20 protein-coding genes are annotated in these 25356 nt (G+C 42.5%); 10 read left to right on the top strand and 10 right to left on the bottom strand.

Going from position 1 to position 25356, the window contains the following annotated elements; genetic code table 11:
• Window positions 1-2: 2 nt before the first annotated feature.
• A complete protein-coding gene (nagA, locus tag JI723_RS15300; RefSeq protein ID WP_070925049.1) occupies window positions 3-1166 on the bottom strand; it encodes an N-acetylglucosamine-6-phosphate deacetylase in 1164 nt (387 codons plus the stop codon).
• A gap of 77 nt (window positions 1167-1243) precedes the next feature.
• A complete protein-coding gene (gene nagB / locus JI723_RS15295; protein ID WP_070925048.1) occupies window positions 1244-2050 on the bottom strand; it encodes a glucosamine-6-phosphate deaminase in 807 nt (268 codons plus the stop codon).
• 447 nt (window positions 2051-2497) lie between these two features.
• On the opposite strand from nagB, the gene nagE reads away from it, so the two are divergent.
• The 3 genes from nagE to glnS all read left to right on the top strand — a co-directional run bounded on the left by nagE (window position 2498) and on the right by glnS (window position 7399).
• Window positions 2498-4525, top strand: a complete 2028-nt coding sequence (gene nagE, locus JI723_RS15290; protein ID WP_319068926.1) for an N-acetylglucosamine-specific PTS transporter subunit IIBC — start codon at window positions 2498-2500, stop codon at window positions 4523-4525.
• A gap of 170 nt (window positions 4526-4695) precedes the next feature.
• On the top strand, window positions 4696-5511 hold the full coding sequence (locus tag JI723_RS15285) for a sulfite exporter TauE/SafE family protein (protein ID WP_070925046.1): 816 nt from the start codon (window positions 4696-4698) through the stop codon (window positions 5509-5511).
• Between the two features lie 220 nt (window positions 5512-5731).
• Window positions 5732-7399: a glutamine--tRNA ligase gene (gene glnS, locus JI723_RS15280; protein ID WP_272581305.1), complete on the top strand. Its 1668-nt coding sequence runs from the start codon at window positions 5732-5734 to the stop codon at window positions 7397-7399.
• 1036 nt (window positions 7400-8435) lie between these two features.
• On the opposite strand, the gene kdpE is transcribed toward glnS, so the two are convergent.
• From kdpE to kdpF, 6 genes are read right to left on the bottom strand one after another with little or no spacing between them, the layout of a single operon-like run.
• A complete protein-coding gene (gene kdpE / locus JI723_RS15275; protein WP_283126785.1) occupies window positions 8436-9119 on the bottom strand; it encodes a two-component system response regulator KdpE in 684 nt (227 codons plus the stop codon).
• Window positions 9091-11811: a two-component system sensor histidine kinase KdpD gene (gene kdpD, locus JI723_RS15270; protein ID WP_319068921.1), complete on the bottom strand. Its 2721-nt coding sequence runs from the start codon at window positions 11809-11811 to the stop codon at window positions 9091-9093. Before kdpD ends, kdpE begins: the two co-directional genes overlap by 29 nt.
• An 8-nt stretch (window positions 11812-11819) precedes the next feature.
• On the bottom strand, window positions 11820-12413 hold the full coding sequence (gene kdpC / locus JI723_RS15265) for a potassium-transporting ATPase subunit KdpC (protein WP_272581334.1): 594 nt from the start codon (window positions 12411-12413) through the stop codon (window positions 11820-11822).
• A gap of 10 nt (window positions 12414-12423) precedes the next feature.
• Complete coding sequence (kdpB, locus tag JI723_RS15260) at window positions 12424-14481, bottom strand: potassium-transporting ATPase subunit KdpB (RefSeq protein WP_272581333.1); 2058 nt, start codon at window positions 14479-14481, stop codon at window positions 12424-12426.
• 13 nt (window positions 14482-14494) lie between these two features.
• Window positions 14495-16198: a potassium-transporting ATPase subunit KdpA gene (kdpA, locus tag JI723_RS15255; RefSeq protein WP_272581332.1), complete on the bottom strand. Its 1704-nt coding sequence runs from the start codon at window positions 16196-16198 to the stop codon at window positions 14495-14497.
• 1 nt (window position 16199) lies between these two features.
• Window positions 16200-16262 (bottom strand): K(+)-transporting ATPase subunit F, encoded by a 63-nt coding sequence (kdpF, locus tag JI723_RS19955; RefSeq protein WP_369113979.1) that lies wholly within the window; start codon window positions 16260-16262, stop codon window positions 16200-16202.
• A 441-nt stretch (window positions 16263-16703) separates the two neighbouring features.
• Here kdpF and JI723_RS15250 point away from each other — a divergent pair, with 441 nt between their 5' ends.
• Together JI723_RS15250 and JI723_RS15245 are read left to right on the top strand one after the other, a co-directional pair.
• A complete protein-coding gene (locus JI723_RS15250) occupies window positions 16704-16910 on the top strand; it encodes a YbfA family protein (RefSeq protein ID WP_070925041.1) in 207 nt (68 codons plus the stop codon).
• Between the two features lie 236 nt (window positions 16911-17146).
• The gene (locus tag JI723_RS15245) at window positions 17147-17890 is read left to right on the top strand and encodes a type 2 GTP cyclohydrolase I (RefSeq protein ID WP_272581331.1); all 744 of its coding nucleotides are present in this window, start codon (window positions 17147-17149) and stop codon (window positions 17888-17890) included.
• A gap of 57 nt (window positions 17891-17947) precedes the next feature.
• On the opposite strand, the gene JI723_RS15240 is transcribed toward JI723_RS15245, so the two are convergent.
• Entirely contained in the window at window positions 17948-19075 is a 1128-nt protein-coding gene (locus JI723_RS15240) for a multidrug effflux MFS transporter (RefSeq protein ID WP_140187562.1), read from the bottom strand.
• Between the two features lie 103 nt (window positions 19076-19178).
• Here JI723_RS15240 and JI723_RS15235 point away from each other — a divergent pair, with 103 nt between their 5' ends.
• Window positions 19179-19949, top strand: coding sequence for an AraC family transcriptional regulator (locus tag JI723_RS15235; RefSeq protein ID WP_140182900.1), 771 nt, complete (start codon window positions 19179-19181; stop codon window positions 19947-19949).
• 59 nt (window positions 19950-20008) lie between these two features.
• Here JI723_RS15235 and JI723_RS15230 read toward each other — a convergent pair whose 3' ends face one another.
• Window positions 20009-21295, bottom strand: coding sequence for a citrate synthase (locus tag JI723_RS15230; RefSeq protein ID WP_070925038.1), 1287 nt, complete (start codon window positions 21293-21295; stop codon window positions 20009-20011).
• Between the two features lie 741 nt (window positions 21296-22036).
• On the opposite strand from JI723_RS15230, the gene sdhC reads away from it, so the two are divergent.
• Genes sdhC through JI723_RS15210 form a run of 4 tightly spaced genes read left to right on the top strand, consistent with a single transcriptional unit; the run spans window position 22037 to window position 25283 of the window.
• Window positions 22037-22426: a succinate dehydrogenase cytochrome b556 subunit gene (gene sdhC, locus JI723_RS15225; RefSeq protein ID WP_140182901.1), complete on the top strand. Its 390-nt coding sequence runs from the start codon at window positions 22037-22039 to the stop codon at window positions 22424-22426.
• Window positions 22420-22764 (top strand): succinate dehydrogenase membrane anchor subunit, encoded by a 345-nt coding sequence (gene sdhD / locus JI723_RS15220; protein ID WP_070925036.1) that lies wholly within the window; start codon window positions 22420-22422, stop codon window positions 22762-22764. The genes sdhC and sdhD overlap by 7 nt, the downstream gene beginning before the upstream one ends.
• Window positions 22765-24531 (top strand): succinate dehydrogenase flavoprotein subunit, encoded by a 1767-nt coding sequence (gene sdhA, locus JI723_RS15215; protein ID WP_140182902.1) that lies wholly within the window; start codon window positions 22765-22767, stop codon window positions 24529-24531.
• Between the two features lie 35 nt (window positions 24532-24566).
• Window positions 24567-25283, top strand: coding sequence for a succinate dehydrogenase iron-sulfur subunit (locus JI723_RS15210; RefSeq protein WP_070925035.1), 717 nt, complete (start codon window positions 24567-24569; stop codon window positions 25281-25283).
• Window positions 25284-25356 lie beyond the last annotated feature (73 nt).

The raw sequence follows: 25356 nt of genomic DNA, 5'->3' as shown, positions 1-25356 counted from the left end.
ACTCATTTTTTGTAGACTTCCTCGCCGTTGACGTAAGTTGAGAGGATTTGGAAGTCGTGGTTAAACGCAGTCAAGTTTGCAACTTTACCCGGTGCGATCGAACCCAACTGAGATTCAACGCCGATTGCCCTTGCCGGATATAACGTCGCCATCCTTAATGTTTCATCTAGAGCGATACCGACATGCTCTACCGTATTTTTAACTGCTTCAATCATTGTTAGTGATGATCCGCTGAGCGTTCCGTTCTCATCAACACACAATCCATCACGGTAGTATATGGTTTTGCCTGCAAAGATAAAATGATCCATTTCACCAGTTTGAGGATCAATGCCAGCAGGCGCTGTAGCGTCCGTAACTAAAACTAATTTATCACCTTTCAAGTGTTTACTGTTACGAATATTTGCCCATTGAACATGAAGTCCGTCTGCGATGATACCGGCATACACTTCTGGAGTATCGTAAATAGCACCAACCAACCCAGGACCTCTGCCAGAGATATAAGGCATGGCATTAAATAAATGGGTAGAGAAGCGAATGCCTGCTTTAAAGCCAAGGCGTGCTTCTTCATAAGTGGAATTCGAGTGGCCAGCTGAAACCACAATACCTGCATTTGTTAACTGGCGGATATAGGATTCATCGACCATTTCTGGTGCTAATGTTACTTTAGTGATGGCATCCGCATGGGCAGCTAAATAATCGATCATTTCAGCTGAAGGTTTACGGATAAATTCAGGGTTATGAGTCCCTTTTTTAATGATGTTGATATAAGGGCCTTCTAAATGTAGGCCAAGCGCTTGGTTACGATGAGTTTTTAGGTATTCACTCATCACTTCAACACCATGCTTCATTAATTCATCTGAGCAGGTGATCAGTGTTGGTAGATAGCTAGTACAGCCAGTACGTTCGTTGGCTTTTTGCATTATCTCCAGATGTTCCAATGTCACGTTTTCTTTGTTGTCATTGAATTGGACGCCACCACAGCCATTGACTTGCAGATCAATAAAGCCGGGAGAAAGGATAGCCCCTTGTAAATCGTGCTGTTCGATATCAGCAGGAAGGTCTGCTAAAGGGCAGATATCTTTAATTAGTGTACCGTCAATAATGATTGCATGGTTATCTAATCTTTCATGGCCTGTATAAATAATACAATGAGTTAATGCATACATAGTCTTTGGCTCCTGACTTCTGGAGAGGTAAAACATTGGGTCACCGACTTGCTCTCACAAGTCGGGTGATCGAATGATTACTGGTTAAATTTTTCGATAATGTCAGATTCTAACTGAGTGAAATATTTAAGTGTTTTTACTTTTAATTCAAGTGTTGCAGGCTCATCACAGACAATCAGGGCTTTTTGGTGCATCTGCACACAGCTTATCGTCCATAAATGGTTAACAGAGCCTTCAACTGCTGCTTGAACTGCATTTGATTTATTTGCGCCAGTGGCTAATACCATTAACTCTTCAGCATCCATCAAGGTGGCAACGCCAACCGTCAGTGCAAACTTAGGCACTTGATTAACATCGTTATTGAAAAAGCGTGAGTTAGCGATACGAGTTTCTGGTGTTAGGGTTTTAATTCGAGTACGTGAACTTAATGATGAACCCGGTTCGTTAAACGCAATGTGTCCATCGTTGCCTACGCCACCCATGAACAGATTGATCTTGCCGTAAGACTTGATTTTGTCTTCATAGCGCTGGCATTCTGCATCAACATCTGGCGCGTTACCATTTAGTAGGTTGATGTTTTCTTTTTGAATATCCACATGATTGAAGAAATTATCATGCATAAAAGTGTGGTAGCTTTGCGGATGGTCTTCTGGGATGCCTACATATTCATCCATATTAAAAGTGACAACGTGTTTAAAGCTGACTTTACCTGCTTGATACAATGCAATCAGTGCCTTATAGGTTGCCAGCGGTGTGCCGCCTGTTGGTAAGCCTAAAACGAAAGGGCGTTCTGCTGTAGGGTTGAACGCATTGATTTTGTCTGCAATGTATTGAGCAGACCAGATCCCAACGTCTTGAGCATTTTTTAGCGGGAGGAGCCTCATGATACTTTACCTCTAGTGAAAGTCTGTTAATTCTGTGAAATATAAAATTTTTCTTCACTCAGCTAGCAAAGGTGACATGGCTTTATTACAAACAAGTGATCTTAGCCTGTGACTTTACTATTTCGAGAATGGCCCATGTTTCCTAATATTTTTCATTAACTATAGGTTATTTTAGGGCGTACCGATTCTCCATTAGTGGTACATCGAAATCCAGTAGATAAGTTATTTTTAATCATAAAATAAGTTTTCAATAATAGCCACTAATTTAGCCTCCTTACTAAAGTTATCATTGACATTTATCACAAATCACACCTATTTATTTTGTATCGCGAAAAAATTAATCTAGACTATGAAATTGCTATGCTCAATCACCTAAATTATTATTATGGTGTATGAACTATAAGATCCCGTAAATGGGGCAATAACTGGGCTATAAAGGGGGAGTTTGTGAATATTCTTAGCTACTTACAGCGGATCGGTAGGGCACTGATGGTGCCTGTGGCAGTACTGCCTGCCGCCGCAATCCTTATGGGGATTGGTTATTGGATAGATCCAGATGGTTGGGGCGCCAATAGTGCAATCGCGGCTTTACTGATCAAATCAGGTGCAGCAATTATTGATAATATGTCTGTGCTGTTTGCTATCGGTGTTGCCTATGGAATGTCAAAAGATAAAGATGGTGCTGCTGCGCTGACCGGTTTTGTCGGTTTTCTTGTTGTCACAACACTGTGTTCACCAGCGTCTTATTCGATGATCATGAATGTCCCGCTAGAAAGTGTTCCTGCGGCATTTAACAAAATTAATAACCAGTTTGTGGGTATCCTTGTTGGTGTACTCTCTGCTGAACTGTATAACCGTTATAGTGGTGTTGAACTACCTAAAGCACTGTCCTTCTTCAGTGGTCGTCGACTTGTGCCGATCCTAACCTCTTTCCTAATGATTTTCCTTGCATTCATCCTGATGTATGTATGGCCATTAGTTTATAATGGATTAGTTTCATTTGGTGAAAGTATTAAAGATTTAGGTTCAGTAGGGGCAGGTATTTATGCCTTCTTTAACCGTTTATTAATTCCTGTTGGCCTGCACCACGCTCTGAACTCTGTGTTCTGGTTTGACGTTGCAGGTATTAACGATATTCCTAACTTCCTTGGTGGTGCTAAATCAATTGAAGAAGGTTTGGCAATTCCTGGTATTACAGGTCGTTACCAAGCAGGCTTCTTCCCAATTATGATGTTTGGTTTACCGGGCGCGGCGTTAGCTATTTACCACTGTGCACGTCCTGAAAATAAAGCAAAAGTTGCAGGTATTATGCTTGCTGGTGCTTTCGCTGCATTCTTTACAGGTATTACTGAACCGCTTGAATTTTCATTCATGTTTGTGGCGCCTGTACTGTATGTTATGCATGCTCTGTTAACGGGTATTTCAGTATTTATTGCAGCGTCAATGGAATGGATTTCGGGCTTCGGCTTCAGTGCTGGTTTAGTCGATATGCTGTTGCAATCACGTAACCCACTGGCATTAAATTGGTGGATGCTGATTGTTCAAGGTTTAGTCTTCTTCTGTATTTACTATGTCATCTTCCGTTTCATGATCCGTAAATTCAACCTGTTAACCCCAGGCCGTGAAGTGAGTGCGGGCGATGAAACCATCGATGGCTATGATGAAAACTTGAGTCCTGTAGATAGCACAGACAGCGAAATTCAAAAAGAGGCTCGCCAATATGTTGCTGCGGTAGGTGGTAGCGATAATATTACTGGTATCGACGCATGTATCACTCGTTTACGCTTAGGTGTAAAAGATGCGGCGATTGTCAACGATGCGATGGCAAAACGCCTTGGTGCGTCAGGGGTTATTCGCCTGAACAAGCAAAGTGTCCAAGTTATTGTGGGTACACGTGCTGAACTAGTTGCAGCGGCAATGAAAGATGTTATTGCTAAAGGCCCTATTGCAGGCTCAGCACCAACAGCTGTACCTGAAACAGCGAAAGCGAGTGAATCTGCAAAAGCAAAAGGCGAAACTGTTCTATCGTTAGTTGCACCAGTTAGTGGTGAAGTTTTCTCGCTTGATGATGTGCCTGATGAAGCATTTTCCAGCCGTATTGTTGGTGATGGTATTGCTATCAAGCCAACCAGTGATGAGGTATTAGCACCTGCATCAGGAACGGTAGTGAAAATTTTCGAAACTAACCATGCATTTTGTTTAGAAACAGATAATGGCATTGAGCTAATCGTGCACATGGGTATTGACACTGTTGCATTGAAAGGTGAAGGCTGCGCACGTTTAGTGGAAGAAGGTAGCGAAGTGAAAGCGGGTACACCTATTCTGAAACTGGATCTGGCTTTCTTAGAAGCCAATGCAAAATCTATGATCAGCCCAGTCATTATCAGTAATATTGATGATTTTGCAGGAGTTGAAATTTTAGCTGAAGGTAATGTGACTGGCGGTGAAACGGTCATTTACAATGTGCTGAAATAGTCAATAGACTTATTATATTATTGACAGAGCGAAGGGAGGCGATTTATGCCTCCCTTTTTTTGATCTTCAGAAAAGTTGGCGAAATTTCAAAGTAACTTGTCAGGAATGCGTAAGTCAGCCGTTATTCTCCTCGGTAAGATAACATTACAATAACAAATGGAGATATACCTGTGACTGTATTACTGTGCCTTTTTGGTTTTCTATCTGGGATCACAACGGCTTTATTTGGTTTTGGTGGCGGTTTTATTACGGTTCCCTTGTTGTATGCCTTAATTAGCTTGGTGTGGGGGCCGCAAAGTGAGGCGAATGATGTTGCAATGCAAATCGCTGTTGCGACATCAACTTGTGTGATGATTTTTTCGGCATCGGTATCTAGCCAAGCTCACTACCGCAAAGGAAACTTAAATTGGTCAATCATTCGTCCTTTTATTATTCCAATTTCATTAGGTGGGATTGTTGGTGCGTTTGTTGCACTGTCAGTGGAAAGTGAATGGATCCGCTGGGTGTTTATTGTTTACTTGATTATCACTATCTTGGATTGTTTCATTCGCCCAGGTTTTATGAAAACCGATTCGAATGGCATTCAACCTTCTAAAGGTGGCATTTTTGCGGATACGCCTATTGGAGTCGTGATTGGCGCGGTTGCTGCGTTTCTTGGCGTGGGGGGGAGTGTGATGACAGTTCCTTTAATGCGTCGACGTGGTGCGAGTATGATCCAAGCGGCGGCGTTTGCGAATCCGTTAACATTACCGATGGCGATTACGGGGACGCTAACTTACCTCTACTTTGCATTGACGAAAGATATTGAATTGGGTAGTGGTTTTATTGGCATGATTTATATTAAAGGCGCATTAATTTTAATTGCGACCTCATGGTTAGGGATCCGTTTTGCTGGTTTATTGATGCCTTATTTAAGTGATAAACGTCATGCACAAAGCTATCCAATTTTATTGTTTGTCGTGTTATGTGTGATATTAGCTGCGTAATATAACGATTGTATACTCTAAATAATTCGTGTTACAGCTAGGCGGCCAGTGAAGATAGTCGAGGAGCATAGATAACTATGTGACTCGGCTAGCTAAACGCAGCCAACAACGCTGTGGCGCGAAGAATGAAGAGTATATGAGATCAAACGGTTGTTTCCTGACAGATTATGGTAGACTATAGCTTGCTATTACGCGCTTTTGGCATTGAGGAATGATGACAATGAATGAGGCAGAAACTCGCCCAACAAATTTTATCCGTCAGATCATTGATGAAGATCTGGCGAGTGGGAAACACACTTCGGTACAAACTCGTTTTCCACCTGAACCAAATGGCTATTTGCACATTGGCCATGCAAAATCAATTTGCTTGAATTTTGGGATCGCACAGGACTATCAAGGCAAGTGTAACTTACGTTTTGATGATACTAACCCTGTTAAAGAAGACGTTGAGTACGTTAATTCGATTCAAGAAGATGTGCAGTGGCTCGGGTTCCAATGGAGCGGTAAAGTTCATTACTCTTCTGATTATTTCGATACTTTGTATCAATATGCCATTGAGTTGATCAATAAAGGATTGGCTTATGTTGATGAGCTGAGCGCAGAACAGATCCGTGAATACCGCGGTACCTTGAAAGAGCCAGGTAAAAATAGCCCATATCGCGACCGTAGTATTGAAGAAAACTTAGCACTGTTTGAAAAAATGCGTGCTGGTGGCTTTGAAGAAGGTAAAGCTTGTTTGCGTGCAAAAATTGACATGGCGTCACCTTTTATTGTTATGCGTGACCCTGTTTTATATCGTATTAAATTTGCCGAGCACCATCAGTCTGGTAACAAATGGTGTATTTACCCAATGTATGATTTCACGCATTGCATTTCTGATGCGTTAGAAGGTATTACACATTCATTGTGTACATTGGAGTTCCAAGATAACCGTCGTTTATATGACTGGGTTCTTGATAATATCACGATTGATTGTCACCCTCGCCAGTACGAATTTTCACGCTTAAACCTTGAATATACCGTGATGTCTAAGCGTAAGCTGAACCAATTGGTCACTGATAAATTGGTTGAAGGTTGGGATGATCCGCGTATGCCTACTATTTCAGGTTTACGTCGTCGTGGTTATACCGCGGCATCTATCCGTGAATTCTGCCTACGTATTGGCGTGACTAAGCAAGATAACAACGTTGAAATGGCATCGTTAGAGTCTTGCATCCGTGACGACTTAAACGAAAATGCTCCTCGTGCAATGGCGGTTATTGATCCTGTTCGTTTAGTGATTGAAAACATGCCTGCTGGCGAAGAGATTTTAACTGCGCCAAATCACCCGAACAAGCCAGAGATGGGCACACGCAAAGTCCCATTCAGCAATGAATTATATATTGATCGTGCTGATTTCCGTGAAGAAGCTAACCGTCAATATAAGCGCTTGGTATTAGGTAAAGAAGTTCGCCTGCGTAATGCATACATTATTAAAGCAGAACGTGTGGAAAAAGATGCAGAAGGTAACATTACAACGATTTACTGCACCTATGACCCACAAACACTGAATAAAGACCCAGCAGACGGACGTAAAGTAAAAGGGGTTATTCATTGGGTTAGTGCTGCACATGCTCTACCTGCTGAAATTCGTCTTTACGATCGCTTGTTTACGGTAGCAAACCCTGCTGCGGAAGAGGATTTTGTCTCCGTTATCAACCCTGAGTCATTAGTTATTCGCCATGGTTTTGTTGAGCCAAGCTTACGTGAAGCTGCAACAGATAAACCCTATCAGTTTGAGCGTGAAGGCTATTTCTGTGCCGATAATCGTTTAAGCAGTGCTGATAAGTTGGTGTTTAACCGTACCGTAGGGTTGCGCGATACATGGGCTAAGATCGAAGCGCAATAATTTCCTCGTCATACTTCGCACCACATCGTTGTTGGCTGCGCTCAGCTAGTCGGGTCACATAGTTATCTATGCTCCCCGACTATCTTCACTGGCCGCCTAGATGTGGTACGAATTATTGAGAGGAAATGCTGTGATAGCTAATAGCTTCAAAGCGATAGATAAAATCTTAGTGTCTTAGTTGATGCTAAGATTTTTTTATGTCTGCTAATTTAATCGCGTTATCTATGCTCCCCGACTATCTTCACTGGCCGTCTAGATGTGGTACGAATTATTGAGAGGAAATGCTGTGATGGCTAATAGCTTCAAGGCGACAGATAAAATCTTAGGATCTTAGTTGATGCTAATATTTTTTTATGTCTGCTAATTTAATCGCGTTATCTATGCTTCTCGACTATCTTTGCTGGCCGCCTAAATGTGGTACGAGTTATTTAGAGGAAATACTGTGATGGCTAATGGCTTCAAGGCGACAGATAAAATCTTAGTGCCTTAGTTGATGCTAAGATTTTTTTATGTCTGCTAATTTAATCGCGTTATCTATGCTCCCCCGACTATCTTCACTGGCCGCCTAGATGTGGTACGAATTATTTAGAGGAAATGCTGTGATAGCTAATAGCTTCAAGGCGACAGATAAAATCTTAGGATCTTAGTGATGCTAAGATTTTTTTATGTCTGCTAATTTAATCGCGTTATCTATGCTCCCCGACTATCTTCACTGGCCGCCTAGATGTGGTACGAATTATTGAGAGGAAATGCTGTGATAGCTAATAGCTTCAAGGCGATAGATAAAATCTTAGTGTCTTAGTTGATGCTAAGATTTTTTTATGTCTGCTAATTTAATCGCGTTATCTATGCTCCCCGACTATCTTCACTGGCCGTCTAGATGTGGTACGAATTATTGAGAGGAAATGCTGTGATAGCTAATAGCTTCAAGGCGACAGATAAAATCTTAGTATCTTAGTGATGCTAAGATTTTTTTATGGCTATAAGATAATTGAGATGCTTATGAAATAGCTTTTAAGCATTGTGTAAATATTCACTAGGGCATAAAGCGATAGCCAATCCCAGTTTCGGTGAGTAAATGGATGGGGCGGGCAGGATCATTTTCCAGCTTTTGCCGTAAATGCCCCATATAAATACGTAGGTAATGATTATGCTCAACATAATTAGGCCCCCAAACTTGTAGTAGCAGGTGGCGTTGAGTGAGCACTTTGCCACTGTTGGCGACTAGCTCACTGAGTAAGCGAAACTCGATTGGTGTTAGGTGCAGTTCTTCATTTTGTTTGCTGACGATCCGATTAATAAAATCAATACTGATATCACCAAATTGAAATACTGAGCTTTCTTGAGTGACTTTACCAAAGCGCCGTAAGGCTACACGGACTCTAGCCAGTAATTCACTAATGCCAAAAGGTTTGGTCAGGTAGTCATCAGCTCCTGCATCTAATGCTGCAACTTTTTGTGATTCTTCTTCACGTGCGGATAATACGATAATTGGAATGCTGCTCCATTGGCGTAAATCACGGATCAGATCTAACCCATCACCGTCAGGTAAACCCAGATCCAGTATTAATAGATCAGGCTGGCGAGTTCCTGCTTCAATGAGGCCTCGATGACAAGTTTCAGCCTCAAAAACTTTCAAGCCTTCCCCCTCCAATGCTAATCGGACAAAACGACGAATTTCTTTTTCATCTTCAATGATCAGTATTTGATGGGGGTTCACAATAGTTAGTTATCTCTTCAATATCAGGTAATGATTTAAAAGGTAAAACAAAGTGGAAGCTGGCTCCACCTTTTTTATTATTTTCAGCCCAAATTTGCCCATCATGTAATTGAATAATAGCTCGACAGATGGCTAAGCCAAGGCCAACACCGGGGATGGCGGACTCTTTTTGTGCCCGTGAAAATTTATCAAAAATAATGTTTTCTTGTCCATCGGGGATCGCATTACTCGCATCCCAAACCTCAATATGTACTTGATTATCTTCTATTTTAGCACTAATTCCCATTGGAGTGTCAGTATCACTGTATTTGACCGCGTTCTCAAGTAGATTAATTAGTACTCTCTCAATTAAATTGCCATCACAGTAAAGTAATAGATCCGCAGGGATCTCAATAGACAAAGGGTGGCTATATAATGTGTAATCAAGTGTCCTTACTGCACTACCGGTAATTTCTTGTAATGATTGCCATTCAAAATTAGGTTGAATACTTCCTGATTGTAGGCGTGCCATATCCAATAAGTTATTCACTAAACGTGAAGTACTAAGTATTTGCTGACGCATTTGGTTAACTTGTTCAGTATAAGGCGAATTTTCAGCGCTAAGGTTTAAAGTTAAAATTTCAGCTTGGCCAAATAGTACAGTAAGTGGTGTTTTTAAATCATGGGATAGTGCAGCGAGTAATGAATTACGTAATTGCTCGCGTTCGATATCGAGTTTTGCCAATTCCGCCTGTTTTGCCAGTTTTAAACGTGCAAGTGCATTAGCGATTAATCCAGTGAAGGTTTGTAACATTCGTTGTTGCTCAGGGATCAGCAACTGACGTAAATTACTAGGCTCAATAGCCAGTACAGCAAGTGTCTGATCAGCTGTAGTAATTGGCTGTAATTGATAAGGAACACTTGGCAGTGTATCTGTACCTGCGCCAGCAGGTTGGCGTTTCTCGAAGCTCCATTTAGCAATGGCTTGGTCAATTTGCATGGGGCTGTAGCCTTCACAAGATAATGGTGCTAAATGGTTATCTTCATCTGGCAATAATAAGCAGGTTTTTGCTTGAAAGGCATTATTAATGAAATGATACCCTGTTTTGCCAATATCTTGTTCAGTAAGCGCTTGACCTAATTCTTTTGTCATTTCATATAAATGGCGTGTACGTTGTTCTCGATAGCGTGCTATCCGAGCCTGATAGCGCATGCCCGCAGTTAAGTTACCCACGACAACACCGACAATTAGCATCACAGTAAATGTCACTAAGTACTGCATATCCATGATGGCTAGAGAAAAGTGAGGTTGAACAAAAAATAAGTCAAAACTAATTACGTTAATTAGGGCTGCAAAAACAGAAGGGCGGCGGCCATAAAAGAGTGCGATTAAAACGACGCCAAGTAAATAAAGCGTGACTAGGTTGGCTTTATCGAAAGCGAGTAAAAAAGTTCGTGAGAAAAGGGTAATTGCGGCGCACATCGCAATCGCCATTAAAAAACCGTTAACATCTGTGCGCCATTTTTCCGTAAAAGGTTTGCGCTCAGGATCTTTTAGCCAATCATGTTTTTCTTCGAGTGCCACAATCACTAAATCAATATCAGGTCCTAATGCGCCTAACCGTTCGGCAAAACTTCTACGAGTCGTGAAATCAAACCACTTACGGCGCTTAATGCGCCGACCGATTAAAATTTTACCCAGATTATGCTCTCGGGCGTAACGTAACACGGCTTTTTCTTCGGATGGATCAGATAGGGTTGCTGTTTCAGCACCGAGATCTTGTGCTAAGCGCAATGCTTTAAGAATGGCTCTACGATGACCTTCAGGTAACTGATGTAAGGTGGGTGTTTCAACATAAACAGCATGCCAAACAGAGCCTAATTTGGCAGCCAGTCTTGCTGCTGCACGAACGAGTTTTTCATTACCACTGTTGTGACCGATGCAAAGCAGTAAGCCATCGCGAGTATGCCAAACAGGCGCTTGCCCTTTACCATCACGAAACTCACGCATTTGCCCATCAACGCGATCAGCGGTACGTCGTAAAGCAAGCTCGCGTAGTGCAATTAAATTACCTTTACGAAAAAAATGCTCAATAGCGCGTTCAGCTTGCCCTGGGATATAGACTTTGCCTTCTTTTAAGCGCTGACGCAGATCATCAGGCGGTAGATCCACTAAGACAATTTCATCAGCGGCATCGAAAATATGATCAGGGACGGTTTCACGAACGCGGATCCCCGTAATACTTCCCACTACATCATTCAAACTCTCAATATGTTGCACATTAATGGTGGTTAGAACATCAATACCCGCATCGAGTAACTCTTCGACATCTTGCCATCGCTTAGGGTGGCGGCTTCCCATTGGATTACTGAAGGCGAGTTCATCCATTAAAATAATCGCAGGGTGCCTTGCTATTGCAGCATCAATATCGAAGCTGTTCATACGGCGTCCGCGATGATTTAAACGACGAGGTGGCAGCAGAGATAGCCCTTCGAGTAGTGCGGCAGTTTCTTCTCTTTCATGTGTTTCCACGACCCCAACAAGTACATCTAACCCTTGTGCGCGCAATCGTTGCGCTTCTTGTAGCATGGCGTAGGTTTTTCCGACGCCTGCACAGGCGCCGAAAAATATTTTAAGTTTACCACGCCCACTTTCATTCGCTTTTATCAGTAGTTCGTCTGGGTTTGGGCGAATTGGGTCTTGATTATCCATAGCTAGCCTCAGTGAGCCGGTAGGTTAAGCTGTTGTTTTAGCTCATCCAGAGCCATATTGAGTTGCAATACATTGACGACAGGTTCGCCGATAAAACCAAATAATGGTTTTTGGGTTTGTATGGCAATCAATGATTCTACGTCTTTTAGTGACAGCTGTCTGTTTTTCGCAATACGTGGTGCTTGGTAGAGCGCTGCGGAGACTGAAATATCAGGATCTAAGCCACTCGCTGAGCTAGTTAATAGATCCACAGGTAATATCGATGTTGCATCTGGGTTTTGCGCTCTTAATTGTTGACTACGTTGAGAAAAAGCTTCATTTAGTTCAGGGTTACTGACCGCAAGGTTACTAGCACCGGATGCGAGAGCATTATAAGGGTGATCAGCAGTCGCGGAGGGGCGCCCTAAAAAGTAATTCTCAGATTGGTAGTTTTGACCAATTAAAACCGAGCCAACTACACGGTTATCTTGTTCGATTAAAGAGCCTTTAGCCTGCCAAGGGAATAGGACATTGGCGATCCCCGTGACAAATAAAGGATAGGCAACCCCAGTAATTATCGCCAGTAACGCTAATACTACGATAGATGAACGGAGCATATTCATAATTGATCCCTTATAAACCAAATAGACTGATGATCATGTCAATCAGTTTGATACCAACAAATGGCACGATCAGACCACCTAAACCGTAAATACCTAAGTTTCTTTGTAACAATGACTGTGAGCTCATTGGGCGATAGTTAACCCCTTTTAAGGCTAATGGGATCAAAAATACAATGATCAACGCATTAAAAATCACAGCAGATAACAAAGCGGACGCAGGTGAGTGTAGGTGCATAATGTTTAGCGCATTCAGTTGCGGCCAAGTGACAGCAAAAGCAGCTGGAATGATGGCAAAATATTTAGCGATATCATTAGCGATACTAAAAGTGGTCAGTGAACCACGTGTCATTAGCATCTGCTTACCGATATGAACGACTTCAATCAGTTTGGTTGGATTCGAATCTAAATCAACCATGTTACCTGCTTCTTTTGCTGCTTGGGTGCCTGAGTTCATCGCAACAGCAACATCTGCTTGAGCAAGGGCTGGGGCATCGTTTGTTCCATCACCGGTCATAGCAACGAGACGTCCTTCGGATTGATATTGGCGGATCAGCGCTAACTTGGCTTCTGGGGTTGCTTCAGCTAAAAAATCATCAACACCTGCCTCGGCAGCAATCGCCGCAGCTGTAAGATGGTTATCACCTGTGATCATTACGGTTTTGATCCCCATACTGCGCATTTGTGCAAAACGTTCTTTGATACCACCTTTCACAATATCTTTTAGCGCAACGACACCAAGTACGGTTTGGTTATCAACCACTACCAATGGTGTTCCACCTTGATGGGCAACTTGTTCCACTAATTTGTCAGCTTCGGGAGGGAATTTACTATGATTTGCTTCAACATACCGGCGAATCGCATCCGCTGAGCCTTTACGGATCATGCGTTCGCCGACGTTGACACCACTCATTCGTGTCATTGCTGAAAATGGTACAAAAGTGGCATTTAGAGCATGTATATCTCTTTCACGTAAATTAAATCTTTGCTTAGCCAGTACAACGATGCTACGACCTTCAGGAGTTTCATCGGCTAAAGAAGAAAGTTGTGCAGCATCCGCAAGTTGTTGCTCTGTTACCCCTGCAAGCGGTAAGAAGGCGGAGGCTTGGCGATTACCTAAGGTAATGGTGCCTGTTTTATCCAGCAATAACACATCAACGTCACCGGCAGCTTCGACTGCTCGACCGCTAGTCGCGATGACATTGGCGCCTAACATGCGGCTCATCCCAGCAACACCGATAGAGGAAAGTAGGCCGCCAATGGTGGTTGGAATTAAACAAATCAGTAAAGCAATTAGCACTAAAATCGAAACAGCGCTGCCTGCGCCCGCATATTCTGCGGAGAAGAAGGTGAATGGGTATAAGGTTGCACAAGCTAATAAAAAAATAATCGTCAGTGCAGTTAATAAAATAGTGAGTGCAATTTCATTTGGTGTTTTACGACGTTGTGCACCCTCGACCATCGAAATCATACGATCAAGGAATGTTTCACCTGGGTTTACAGTACATTCAACAATTAACCAGTCTGAAAGTACGCGTGTTCCGCCTGTAACGGATGAAAAGTCGCCCCCTGATTCACGTATGACTGGGGCAGATTCGCCAGTAATCGCACTTTCATCAACGGATGCGCCACCTTCAATGACTTCGCCATCACAAGGGATAGTTTCACCAGCGCGGATCAGCACAATATCCCCTTTGCGCAGTTGATCTGAATTGACGGTTTCCTGTGCAGCATCTAAAGAAGCAGCGGCAAGACGTATTGCACTGCTGAGCTTTTTAACGCCTTTAAGGCTAGCGGCTTGCGCTTTACTGCGTCCTTCAGCAAGGGCTTCAGCAAAATTGGCAAATAGCACAGTAAACCATAACCAGAGGGTGATCATGCCACTAAACCAAGCGTTACCTTCACTATGACCCGTTAACATTGTCAGCCAAAGTAGCGTCGTGATGATGCTGCCAATATACACGACAAACATCACTGGGTTACGCCATTGCGCTTGTGGGGTGCATTTTTTTATGGCATCGATTATAGATTGACGAACTAAAGCACTATCAAACAGTTGAGTTTTTTTCATTTTATTTCCCTCACTATGCTGCTAACCAAATTTGCACATGTTCTGCGATCGGACCTAGCGCAAGCGCAGGAACGAAAGTTAGAGCACCGATGAGTAAAACGGTTAAGATTAATAAACCAATAAACACAGGACCATGCGTTGGTAAGCTTGCCATCGTGGCGACTTGAGGTTTTTTCATTGCCAGTGAGCCTGCAATTGCCAGCACAGGAAGGATCACACCAAAGCGACCTAGCAACATAGCAATAGCCAGCGCGATATTATAGAAAGGTGTATTGGTACTTAATCCAGCAAAAGCACTACCATTATTGTTGGCAGCAGAAGAGAAGGCATAGAGGACTTCACTAAAACCATGTGCGCCTGGGTTAAAAATAGCAGCGCGTCCAGCTTCAGTCATCAATGCGAGAGTGGTACCACAAAGTACTAAGGTTGGGGTAACTAAAATGGCAATGGCGACCATTTTCATTTCACGAACTTCAATTTTTTTACCTAAATATTCAGGTGTACGGCCAATCATTAAACCTGCGATAAATACGGCTAGTAAAACAAATAACAACATGCCATATAAACCTGAGCCAACCCCACCAAAGACCACTTCACCAATTTGCATCAACCACATTGGTACCATGCCACCTAAAGCAGTAAAGGAATCATGCATCGCATTGACTGCACCACAAGAGGCAGCGGTTGTGACGACCGCATACAGTGCTGAACTGAGAATACCAAAGCGGCTCTCTTTTCCTTCCATGTTGGCTGTACTATTGGCAGAAAAATTATTTAAGAATGGATTACCAATATATTCAGCATAGATAACGGTTGCTGCGGCAATGACAAAAATGATTGCCATAGTCCACAGCAGCGCATTGCCTTGTTTGTTATCGCCAACAGTACGTCCAAAAGCAAAGCACAGTGCTGTTGGGATTAAGAAAATAGCTAACATCTGCACAAAATTGCTTAAGGCAGTTGGGTTTTCAAAAGGGTGAGACGAGTTAGCGCCAAAGAATCCACCGCCGTTGGTACCTAATAGCTTAATAGCTTCTTGGGAAGCAACTGGACCCATCGGGAGTAGTTGAGCTGAGCTATTTAAGTTATCACTTAAGATATAAGCGGAAAAATTTTGGATAACGCCTTGGCTAACGAAAAATAACGCAAATACGATCGCTAAGGGCAGTAATAGGTAAAGCGTAATGCGAGTTAAGTCTACCCATGCATTACCCAGTGTTTTGCTACTGTGGCGAGAAAAAGCACGAATTAAGGCAAAAACGACGGCAATACCTGTGGCAGCAGATAAAAAATTTTGTACCGTTAAACCGGTCATTTGGCTTAAATAGCTGAGGTTGCTTTCACCACTATAGGACTGCCAGTTGGTATTGGTAACAAAGCTGATGGCAGTATTAAACGCTAGATCCCAATTCATTCCTGAAAATTTTTGTGGGTTGAGCGGTAAGCTATCTTGAAAAACTAATAAGACAAATAACAGAATAAAACCTAAAAAATTGAATAATAAGATAGCTAATGCATAGCGTAACCAGTTCATTTCAGCCATTTCGCGGCCTGGCTGTTTTAAGCCACTACAACGCCAAATTACCGCTTCAGTTCTTAGCATAAAACGTGGCATATCACCTTCAATTAAGCTGGCAATGAATAGGCCTAATGGTTTAGCCAGTACCAGCAGAACTAATAGGAAGCTGGCAATAAGTAAAAATGCATTTATGGTCATCTTAAAAATCCTCCGCGTTTAGCAAGGCGTAGATCAGATAAACCAGCAGTAAAACAACAAACACTGCCCCAACAATGGAAAGTAGCGACACAGTAGTTTCTCCTTAATATTTCCATGGAGGTAGGATAGGGATTGCGTTGTAAAGAAGCTGATAAAAATAGAGATGGGCGCGTAAAAAAAGTATAAAAATGGTGATAAAACAATCAGCCACTGTCACTGTAGGGTTATAATCAAATGTTACTTTAATGTGCTAATTTTGTTTCTTTTATTCATTTGGATGTTAATTATTGTAGGAAAACTACAAATTGTGCGATTTTTTGGCTCTTTTTTAAGGGGTAAGTGGTCAGATCAGTAGTAAAGTTACCAATAAGGGCGTATCATTAAGTCAGTTAATTATCTTCATACTATCTGTGCGATTTTGGTCTCTCTTAAATGGGTGTTATGTGTGAGTTGAAGGGGCAAACTAAAATCGGCAAATAATGTGGCTACTGACAGGAGGATATCGATGTCCACATATCGCGAATATTCCCGTAATCAGGTTATTTTACGCCGCGCTGCTGCGATGTCTGCTGGCATACTTGCGTTTCCGGTTATGGTTTTTCATCCACAACGAGCAAAATTTTATAGTTACCTTTATAAGGTCTGGGCTAAAACAAGTGATAAACCTGTTTGGCTTGAGCGCTCAGAAATGACAATGGATACACATCATTAATCACGATTGTATTCATTAATAGATCCCCATAATAACCGTGTTATGGGGGTTGGTTCCCTTCTTAAATATTTATCATTTCTATTCGAACTCATTTCTTTGTCCAATTATTATTGGTAGCAGTAAATAAGCCAAAATTAGCCATTTCTTTTTATGCTCTGGGCTTATAAGCTAGAGAGATAATATCGATCATTATTACCTCTATGCGTCGATAAGTGATGCAGTAAAAAGGATAGATTATGCGTAATTTAGCGTTGGAAGAACTCATCAATAATGAGTTGAAAATCAATGAATACCAAGACTATGCGCCTAATGGCTTACAAGTTGAAGGCCGTTCTCATGTACAAAAAATTGTCACTGGTGTAACCGCTTGCCAAGCGCTTTTAGATAAAGCGGTAGAGATGGAAGCTGATGCTATTATTGTTCACCATGGCTATTTTTGGAAAAATGAGCCATCAGTGATTAAGGGAATGAAAAGAAAGCGTCTAAAAACCTTACTGGAAAATGACATCAACCTTTATGGTTATCATTTACCGTTAGATGCACATCATCAGCTGGGTAACAATACTCAGTTAGCTCATTTGATGGGGGTTAAAATTGATGGTCATATCGACCCATTGATGCCATTTGGGTATTTTGATCAGCCGATAACACCAGCTGAATTAAATGAGCGTTTAGAAAGCCGCCTTGGCCGCAAGCCATTACATTGTGGTGATACAGGTAAACAAGAGATACGCCAAATTGCATGGTGTACTGGGGGTGGGCAGGGCTTTATATTACAAGCTGCTGAATTTGGTGTGGATGCGTTTGTTACTGGTGAAGTGTCTGAGCAAACTATTCATATTGCAAGGGAAATGGGGATCCATTTTTATTCAGCAGGCCATCATGCAACAGAACGCTATGGCATTAAAGCTCTGACAAAATGGCTAGTGGATCATCATAATTTAGACGCAACATTCGTTGATATTGATAATCCAGCTTAATACCGTTAGTTAAAAAATAGAAAGGAGCAGCGTGTGCGACTACACTGCTCCTTATCATTATTGAGTGCGATAACGGAGGGCGAACAGAAATAATACAGCTCCTGACACCACTAAAACGCCACCTAAGTGCTGGCTCCAACCCGCAATCATTAGACCGACTGCCAATCCAATATAGTAAAGTAATCCTAAAATCGCGCCTGCGGTTCCTTTTCTATCTGCATAACGGTTTAGAGCGTGAGCAAGGACATTTGGAATGGCAATTCCGTAGCCGATCACAATCCCCATAACGGGCAAAATAAACCAAGCAGAGTGGATCAGTATATAAACCATACAGCCACTAACTAGAGAAATGACACTTGATAGTTTTACGAGTCTCTCTGGTGTCCATTTTTTAGCCAGTAAATAACGATTTAAGATTGAACCCACACCAACACCAATGGCTAATAAAACTCCAGTTAGGCCAAATTGTTGCTGAGAGAGCATTAATTGCTCAAAATGAAAGGGTGCCAGTTGGTAATAACTGAATAAATTAATGTTAAAAAATGCTATTAAGATCACATTTTTGAGAATTTCTTTATCCCTAATCATGGCCAATAAAGTGCTCAAAAATGGGTGATGTATCACATTTTCGGGTCGAGTTTCGGGTAACCGGTAACATGACCATAACAATAATACGATAGCTAAAATCGCTAAGCCCATGAACACGGCTTGATATCCACCATAACCAACTAATATTGCACCAGCTACCATCCCTAAAGCAGGGCTAATGGCGAGAGCGATCCCCATAATGGAGAAAACTTTTGCTAATTCATGGCCTTGGTAACTATCACGCATAGCAGTTTGAGTGCCAATAGAGCCTACTGCGGCACCAAAAGCAGATAGCATGCGTATTAATAACAGCAGATAAAAATGCGTAATAAACAATGCGCCAACAGAAGCAGCTGCATAGATCAGCAAGCCTGCAAGTATTGTTGGGCGTCGACCGATGATGTCACACATTCTTCCCCAAAATACGACGCCTAATGCAAATGCAAAGAAATAGAGCGAAAGCGTTTGAGAAGCTTGTTCTGCATTGACGCTGAATGCACTCGCAATATCGGTTAATGCTGGGCTGTATATGGTTTCAACAATTTGTGGAAACATCATTAGGGCTACAGCCAACCATAATGAAAGTGAATGTTTCATTGTGTATTTTCCTACTCTGGTAATGAATGGCGAGTAGTTTAGTTGCAATTTTGCTGTCTTATTACAATAATAAAGACAATAAATATCAAAAAACAGACATGATATGGCATGGCTTAATCAGCAAGATAAGTTTGAAACCCATTGGTATAGTGCCCCTATACTGGGTATTGCCGCTGAAATGGGTCAACACGATTCCGGTTTACATGCGCATGATATGGGGCAGTTATTGTTTACCCAGCAAGGTTGCATTCTCATTTCACTGGAAAATCGTTTGTCGCTATTGCCCCCAGGGCGTGTAGCATGGATCCCGCCGCATGTGATCCATAGAGCGCAAATGCGCTCTTCGGTTGGTTATCGGTCAGTGTATCTTAGCGCTCAATATGCCAATCAAATTGGCCATGAGGTGATGATTTTATCAGTGACGCCTTTACTCAGAGAGGTGCTGGAGCGTATTGCCATCGCACCTTTTGATAGTCAATGGCAACATGGACGATTGGCTAATTTATTACCTGTGTTTATTGATGAATTAAAATCAGCCAGTAAAGAGCCTACATTATTAGCCATTCCACAAGATCGTCGTATGAAAGGTCTCAATATGGAGCAATTACCTCCAACCTTGATAGAACTGGCAAAAACAATAGGTGCTAGTGAAAAAACGATCACACGTATTTTCTTACGTGAAACAGGAGTTAGTTATCAAACTTGGCGCCAACAATGGCGATTTATCAAGGCAATAGAGTTGTTAGCGCAAGGGAAACCCTACCATTTTATTACTCAAGAATTGGGGCTGACGAGTGATAGCGCATTGATTAGTTTCTTTCGAAAAATGAGTGGAGTTACACCAAGGGAATATCAACATTCTTATGAGACATAATGCAGAAAAGCCCCATTTTAGGGGCTTTGATAGTGTAGGGGATAGATTTAGTTAGAATATTATTTTTTTGATAAATTAGTATTAAATTCACGTTTGCCATAGCCAGTATAGAGCTGGCGAGGACGAGCAATTTTTAAACCATCATCATGCATTTCGTTCCAATGTGCGATCCAACCGATAGTACGGGCAATTGCAAAGATCACAGTGAACATAGATGAAGGAATACCCATAGCTTTCAGAATGATACCTGAGTAGAAGTCAACGTTCGGGTACAGTTTCTTCTCAATGAAGTACGGGTCGTTTAGGGCAATACGTTCTAGCTCCATTGCCACTTCTAATAGGCTGTCATTCAGGCCGAGTTCATTGAGAACTTCATGGCAGGTTTCACGCATTACAGTTGCACGTGGGTCATGGTTTTTATAAACGCGGTGACCGAAGCCCATCAGGCGGAAAGAGTCATTTTTGTCTTTCGCACGTTCGATAAAGGCTGGGATGTGTTCAACAGTTTGGATCTCTTCCAGCATACGTAGGCAAGCTTCGTTAGCACCACCATGAGCAGGTCCCCATAGCGATGCAATACCCGCTGCAATACAAGCAAATGGGTTAGCACCGGAAGAACCAGCAGTACGTACGGTTGAGGTTGATGCGTTTTGTTCGTGATCAGCATGGAGGATTAAGATGCGATCCATAGCGCGTTCAAGCACTGGGTTAACTTTGTACTCTTCACAAGGTGTTGAGAACATCATGTACAAGAAGTTGCCTGCATAGGACAGATCATTACGTGGGTAAACAAACGGTTGGCCGATTGAATATTTATAACACATTGCAGCGACTGTTGGCATTTTAGACAGCAGACGATAAGCGGTAATTTCGCGATGGCGTGGGTTATTAACATCCAGTGCATCGTGATAGAAAGCCGCTAGTGCACCTGTTACACCACATAGAACAGCCATTGGGTGTGAGTCACGGCGGAAACCATTAAGCATGCGAGTGATCTGCTCATGGATCATGGTATGGCGAGTTACTGTATTTTTGAATGTTTCATATTGTTCTTGAGTAGGTGCTTCGCCGTACAGCAGGATATAGCAGACTTCAAGGTAAGAGGCTTCGGTTGCCAACTGGTCAATTGGATAGCCGCGGTGTAGCAAAATGCCTTTATCGCCATCAATGTATGTGATTTTTGATTCACATGAGGCAGTAGAGGTAAATCCAGGATCGTATGTATAAAACCCTTTTGAACCTAAAGTTCGGACATCGATAACGTCTTGACCGAGTGTAGGGGATAGAATGTCTAGTTCAATTGTACTTGCACTCTCAGTCGTTAGCTTAGCTTTGTTATCAGCCATTTACGGTCTCCTTAGCGCTTGATAATCAACACCCAACAACCAGTGCACAGCGTTATACTCGTTATCCTTCAAGTTGCAGCGTTGTTGATTACGCTCGCTGGCGCGAGTCACATCATTTCCTATGTTTCTCGTACCTTATTCACTTTTCGCCTAACCGCAACTCGAGTGATTTAGAGTATATACTGTGTCTTTATGCATTGTTCTACCGGTGTGTTGTGGAAATCAGCTAGCAATCACATTAAATTCTGAAACCGGACGACCAATGACAATGTTTTTTAGGTTGTTTACAAGTGTGTAGATGTTATGTTCTTTTTGTCGTTTTCCCTACAATATCATTATTTTTAGTAAGGGAAACAACTTTCATAACTTTTGTTTTTTCTTTCACGCCGTTTGAGATATTGGCGACGTTCAGATAATTCTACCAGCCATATATGTAAGATAAATGTTGAATCATTGTCAAATAAGATAAGCACATTTATGCAAAATGTTTAAATCGTGATCCCTCTCACTGTTCGGGCTAAATGTCTCCAAACATTTTGTGTGGGAATTGTAATAGCTATGTGAAGACTTTATACTTGGCGGCAGGTCTCCGGATTACCCTGATGTAGGAGTTCCAGCGTAATCAGTATGCAACTCTATTTGAACATGATGGATTAACGTTTAGCTTAAGTTGCATTTTCTACCCCTGTCGCTGTCTGTTTCCGCCCCAGGTCCGGAGGAAGGAAAATAATAAAGAGCTGTGTGGGCAAAATTGTGAAAAAACAAAGACCTGTCAACCTTGATTTGCAGACGATCCACTTCCCGATCACTGCGATCTCTTCGATCTTGCACCGTGTCTCTGGCGTCATTACTTTCATCGCAGTCGGTATCCTGCTTTGGTTGTTAGGGACATCTCTCTCCTCTCCAGAAGGCTTTCAATACGCATCTGAAATAATGACTGGCTTTTTTGCTAAGTTCATTCTTTGGGGGATCCTCACTGCATTGGCATATCACATCTGTGGTGGTATTCGTCATATGTTAATGGATTTCGGCTGTATTGATGAAACGCTAGCAGCGGGTAATTCATCTGCAAAAATCACGTTTGTTATTACAATCGTTCTGGCGATCCTGGCGGGGGTATTAGTATGGTAAGTAATGCATCAGCTTTAGGCCGTACTGGTATTCAGGACTGGCTGTTAATCCGTGGCTCTGCGATCGTTATCGTACTCTACGTGTTGTACCTTGTTGGTTTTGTTGCCATCAATGATATTACCTATGAAACATGGCGTGGTTTCTTCGCATCCTCCGTGACCAAAGTCTTCACCATCCTGACGTTGTTCTCGATTTTAGTACATGCTTGGATTGGTTTATGGCAAGTACTAACAGACTATGTTAAGCCACTCGCACTACGTTTAGTGCTGCAACTGGTGATTGTTGTTGCTCTGCTGGCTTACTTAATTTACGGAACAATTGTGGTGTGGGGTGCATAAATGAATCTGCCAATAAGAGAATTTGACGCTATCGTTATCGGTGCGGGTGGCGCAGGTATGCGTGCTGCACTGCAAATTTCACAACTTGGTTTATCTTGTGCCTTGTTGTCAAAAGTTTTCCCAACGCGTTCTCATACAGTATCAGCGCAAGGTGGTATCACTGTTGCACTTGGTAACACACACCCAGATAACTGGGAGTGGCACATGTATGACACCGTAAAAGGATCTGACTATATCGGTGACCAAGACGCTATCGAGTACATGTGTAAAACGGGTCCAGAAGCTATCCTTGAATTAGAACACATGGGACTGCCATTCTCTCGTTTGGATAATGGCACGATCTATCAGCGTCCATTTGGTGGCCAATCGAAAAATTTTGGTGGTGAGCAAGCTGCACGTACAGCGGCGGCGGCTGACCGTACGGGTCATGCACTGTTACATACTTTGTATCAGCAAAACCTAAAAAACCATACTACCATTTTCTCTGAGTGGTATGCCCTTGATTTAGTGAAGAACCAAGATGGCGATATCGTAGGTTGTACTGCGATTTGTATGGAAACTGGCGAGCTCGTTTACTTCAAAGCTAAAGCAACTATTTTAGCGACAGGTGGTGCAGGCCGTATCTATCAATCGACCACAAACGCACACATCAACACCGGTGATGGTGTTGGTATGGCAGTACGTGCTGGTGTTCCATTGCAAGATATGGAAATGTGGCAATTCCACCCAACGGGTATTGCAGGTGCAGGTGTTCTGGTTACAGAAGGCTGTCGTGGTGAAGGTGGTTATTTATTGAACAAAGATGGCGAGCGTTTCATGGAACGTTATGCACCTAACGCGAAAGACCTTGCTGGTCGTGACGTGGTGGCTCGTTCAATTATGATCGAAATTCGTGAAGGTCGTGGTTGTGATGGTCCATGGGGCCCACATGCTAAGCTGAAACTGGATCACTTAGGTAAAGAAGTTCTTGAGTCTCGTTTACCGGGTATTCTTGAATTATCTCGTACCTTCGCACACGTTGACCCAGTTAAAGAGCCGATCCCAGTCATCCCAACTTGTCACTACATGATGGGCGGGATCCCGACTAAGGTAACAGGCCAAGCGATTCGCTATAACGAAAAAGGCGAAGACGAGGTGATCCCAGGTCTATTTGCTGTTGGTGAGATTGCTTGTGTATCTGTACATGGTGCTAACCGCCTTGGTGGTAACTCACTGCTTGACCTTGTGGTATTCGGCCGTTCTGCTGGTCTCCATCTGAAAGAATCTCTAATGGAACAAGGTTCAATGCGCGATGCTTCTGAATCTGACATCGATGCTGCTATGACTCGCTTTAATCGCTGGGAAAATGCACGCACTGGTGAAGATCCTGTTGAAATTCGTAAAGCGCTGCAAAGCTGTATGCAACACAACTTCTCTGTATTCCGTGAAGGTGATGCGATGGCGAAAGGCTTGGAAGAGTTGAAAGTGATCCGTGAGCGTTTGAAAAATGCTCGTCTTGATGACACTTCTACTGAGTTCAACACACAACGTATTGAATGTTTAGAACTGGATAACTTGATGGAAACCGCTTATGCGACAGCACAAGCAGCGAACTTCCGTACAGAAAGCCGCGGTGCGCATAGCCGTTTCGACTATCCAGATCGTGACGATGCTAACTGGCTGTGTCACTCATTATATTTACCGCAATCTGAAACGATGACTCGTCGTGAAGTTAACATGCAGCCTAAGTTGCGTGAGCCCTTCCCGCCGAAAGTACGTACTTATTAATGCGTGGTGTTAATCCAGTTGCGGAGAAATAAACTATGAAACTTGAATTTTCGATTTATCGCTATAATCCGGATGTTGATAACGCACCGCGTATGCAGGATTACACACTTGAAGTGCCTGAAGGGCGCGACATGATGCTGCTTGATGCGTTAATTCAATTGAAAGAGAAAGATCCTACGTTGTCATTCCGTCGTTCATGCCGTGAAGGTGTGTGTGGTTCTGATGGCGTTAATATGAATGGTAAAAACGGATTGGCGTGTATCACGCCACTGTCGGCTTTAACTCGTAGTGGGAAGAAAATTGTTATTCGTCCATTACCTGGTTTGCCGGTTGTGCGTGACCTGATCATTGACATGACTCAGTTCTACACCCAGTACGAAAAAATTCGTCCGTATCTTATTAATGATAATAAGAATCCACCTGCGCGTGAGAATTTACAGTCGCCGGCACAACGTGAAAAACTTGATGGTCTATATGAGTGTATTCTGTGTGCTTGTTGCTCAACGTCTTGCCCATCTTTCTGGTGGAATCCGGATAAATTTATTGGTCCGGCAGGTCTGTTAGCTGCATACCGATTCTTAATTGATAGTAGAGATACTGAAACAGACGCTCGATTAGATGATCTGAACGACGCTTTTAGTGTTTTCCGCTGTCATAGCATCATGAATTGTGTCAATGTATGCCCTAAAGGACTAAATCCAACGAAAGCTATCGGTCATATTAAATCTATGTTGCTAAAACATAGCGCGTAGAACCGGTTTTTACCTGCGGTACTTATGTGCCGCAGGCTGTTGAAAAGTAATAAATCCAAAAGTAAAAAAGTGA

The organism is Providencia manganoxydans, from assembly GCF_016618195.1.
Taxonomy (GTDB): domain Bacteria; phylum Pseudomonadota; class Gammaproteobacteria; order Enterobacterales; family Enterobacteriaceae; genus Providencia; species Providencia manganoxydans.
The sequence above is the reverse complement of the archived record's forward strand: the minus strand, read 5'-3'. Positions and strand labels throughout refer to the sequence as shown.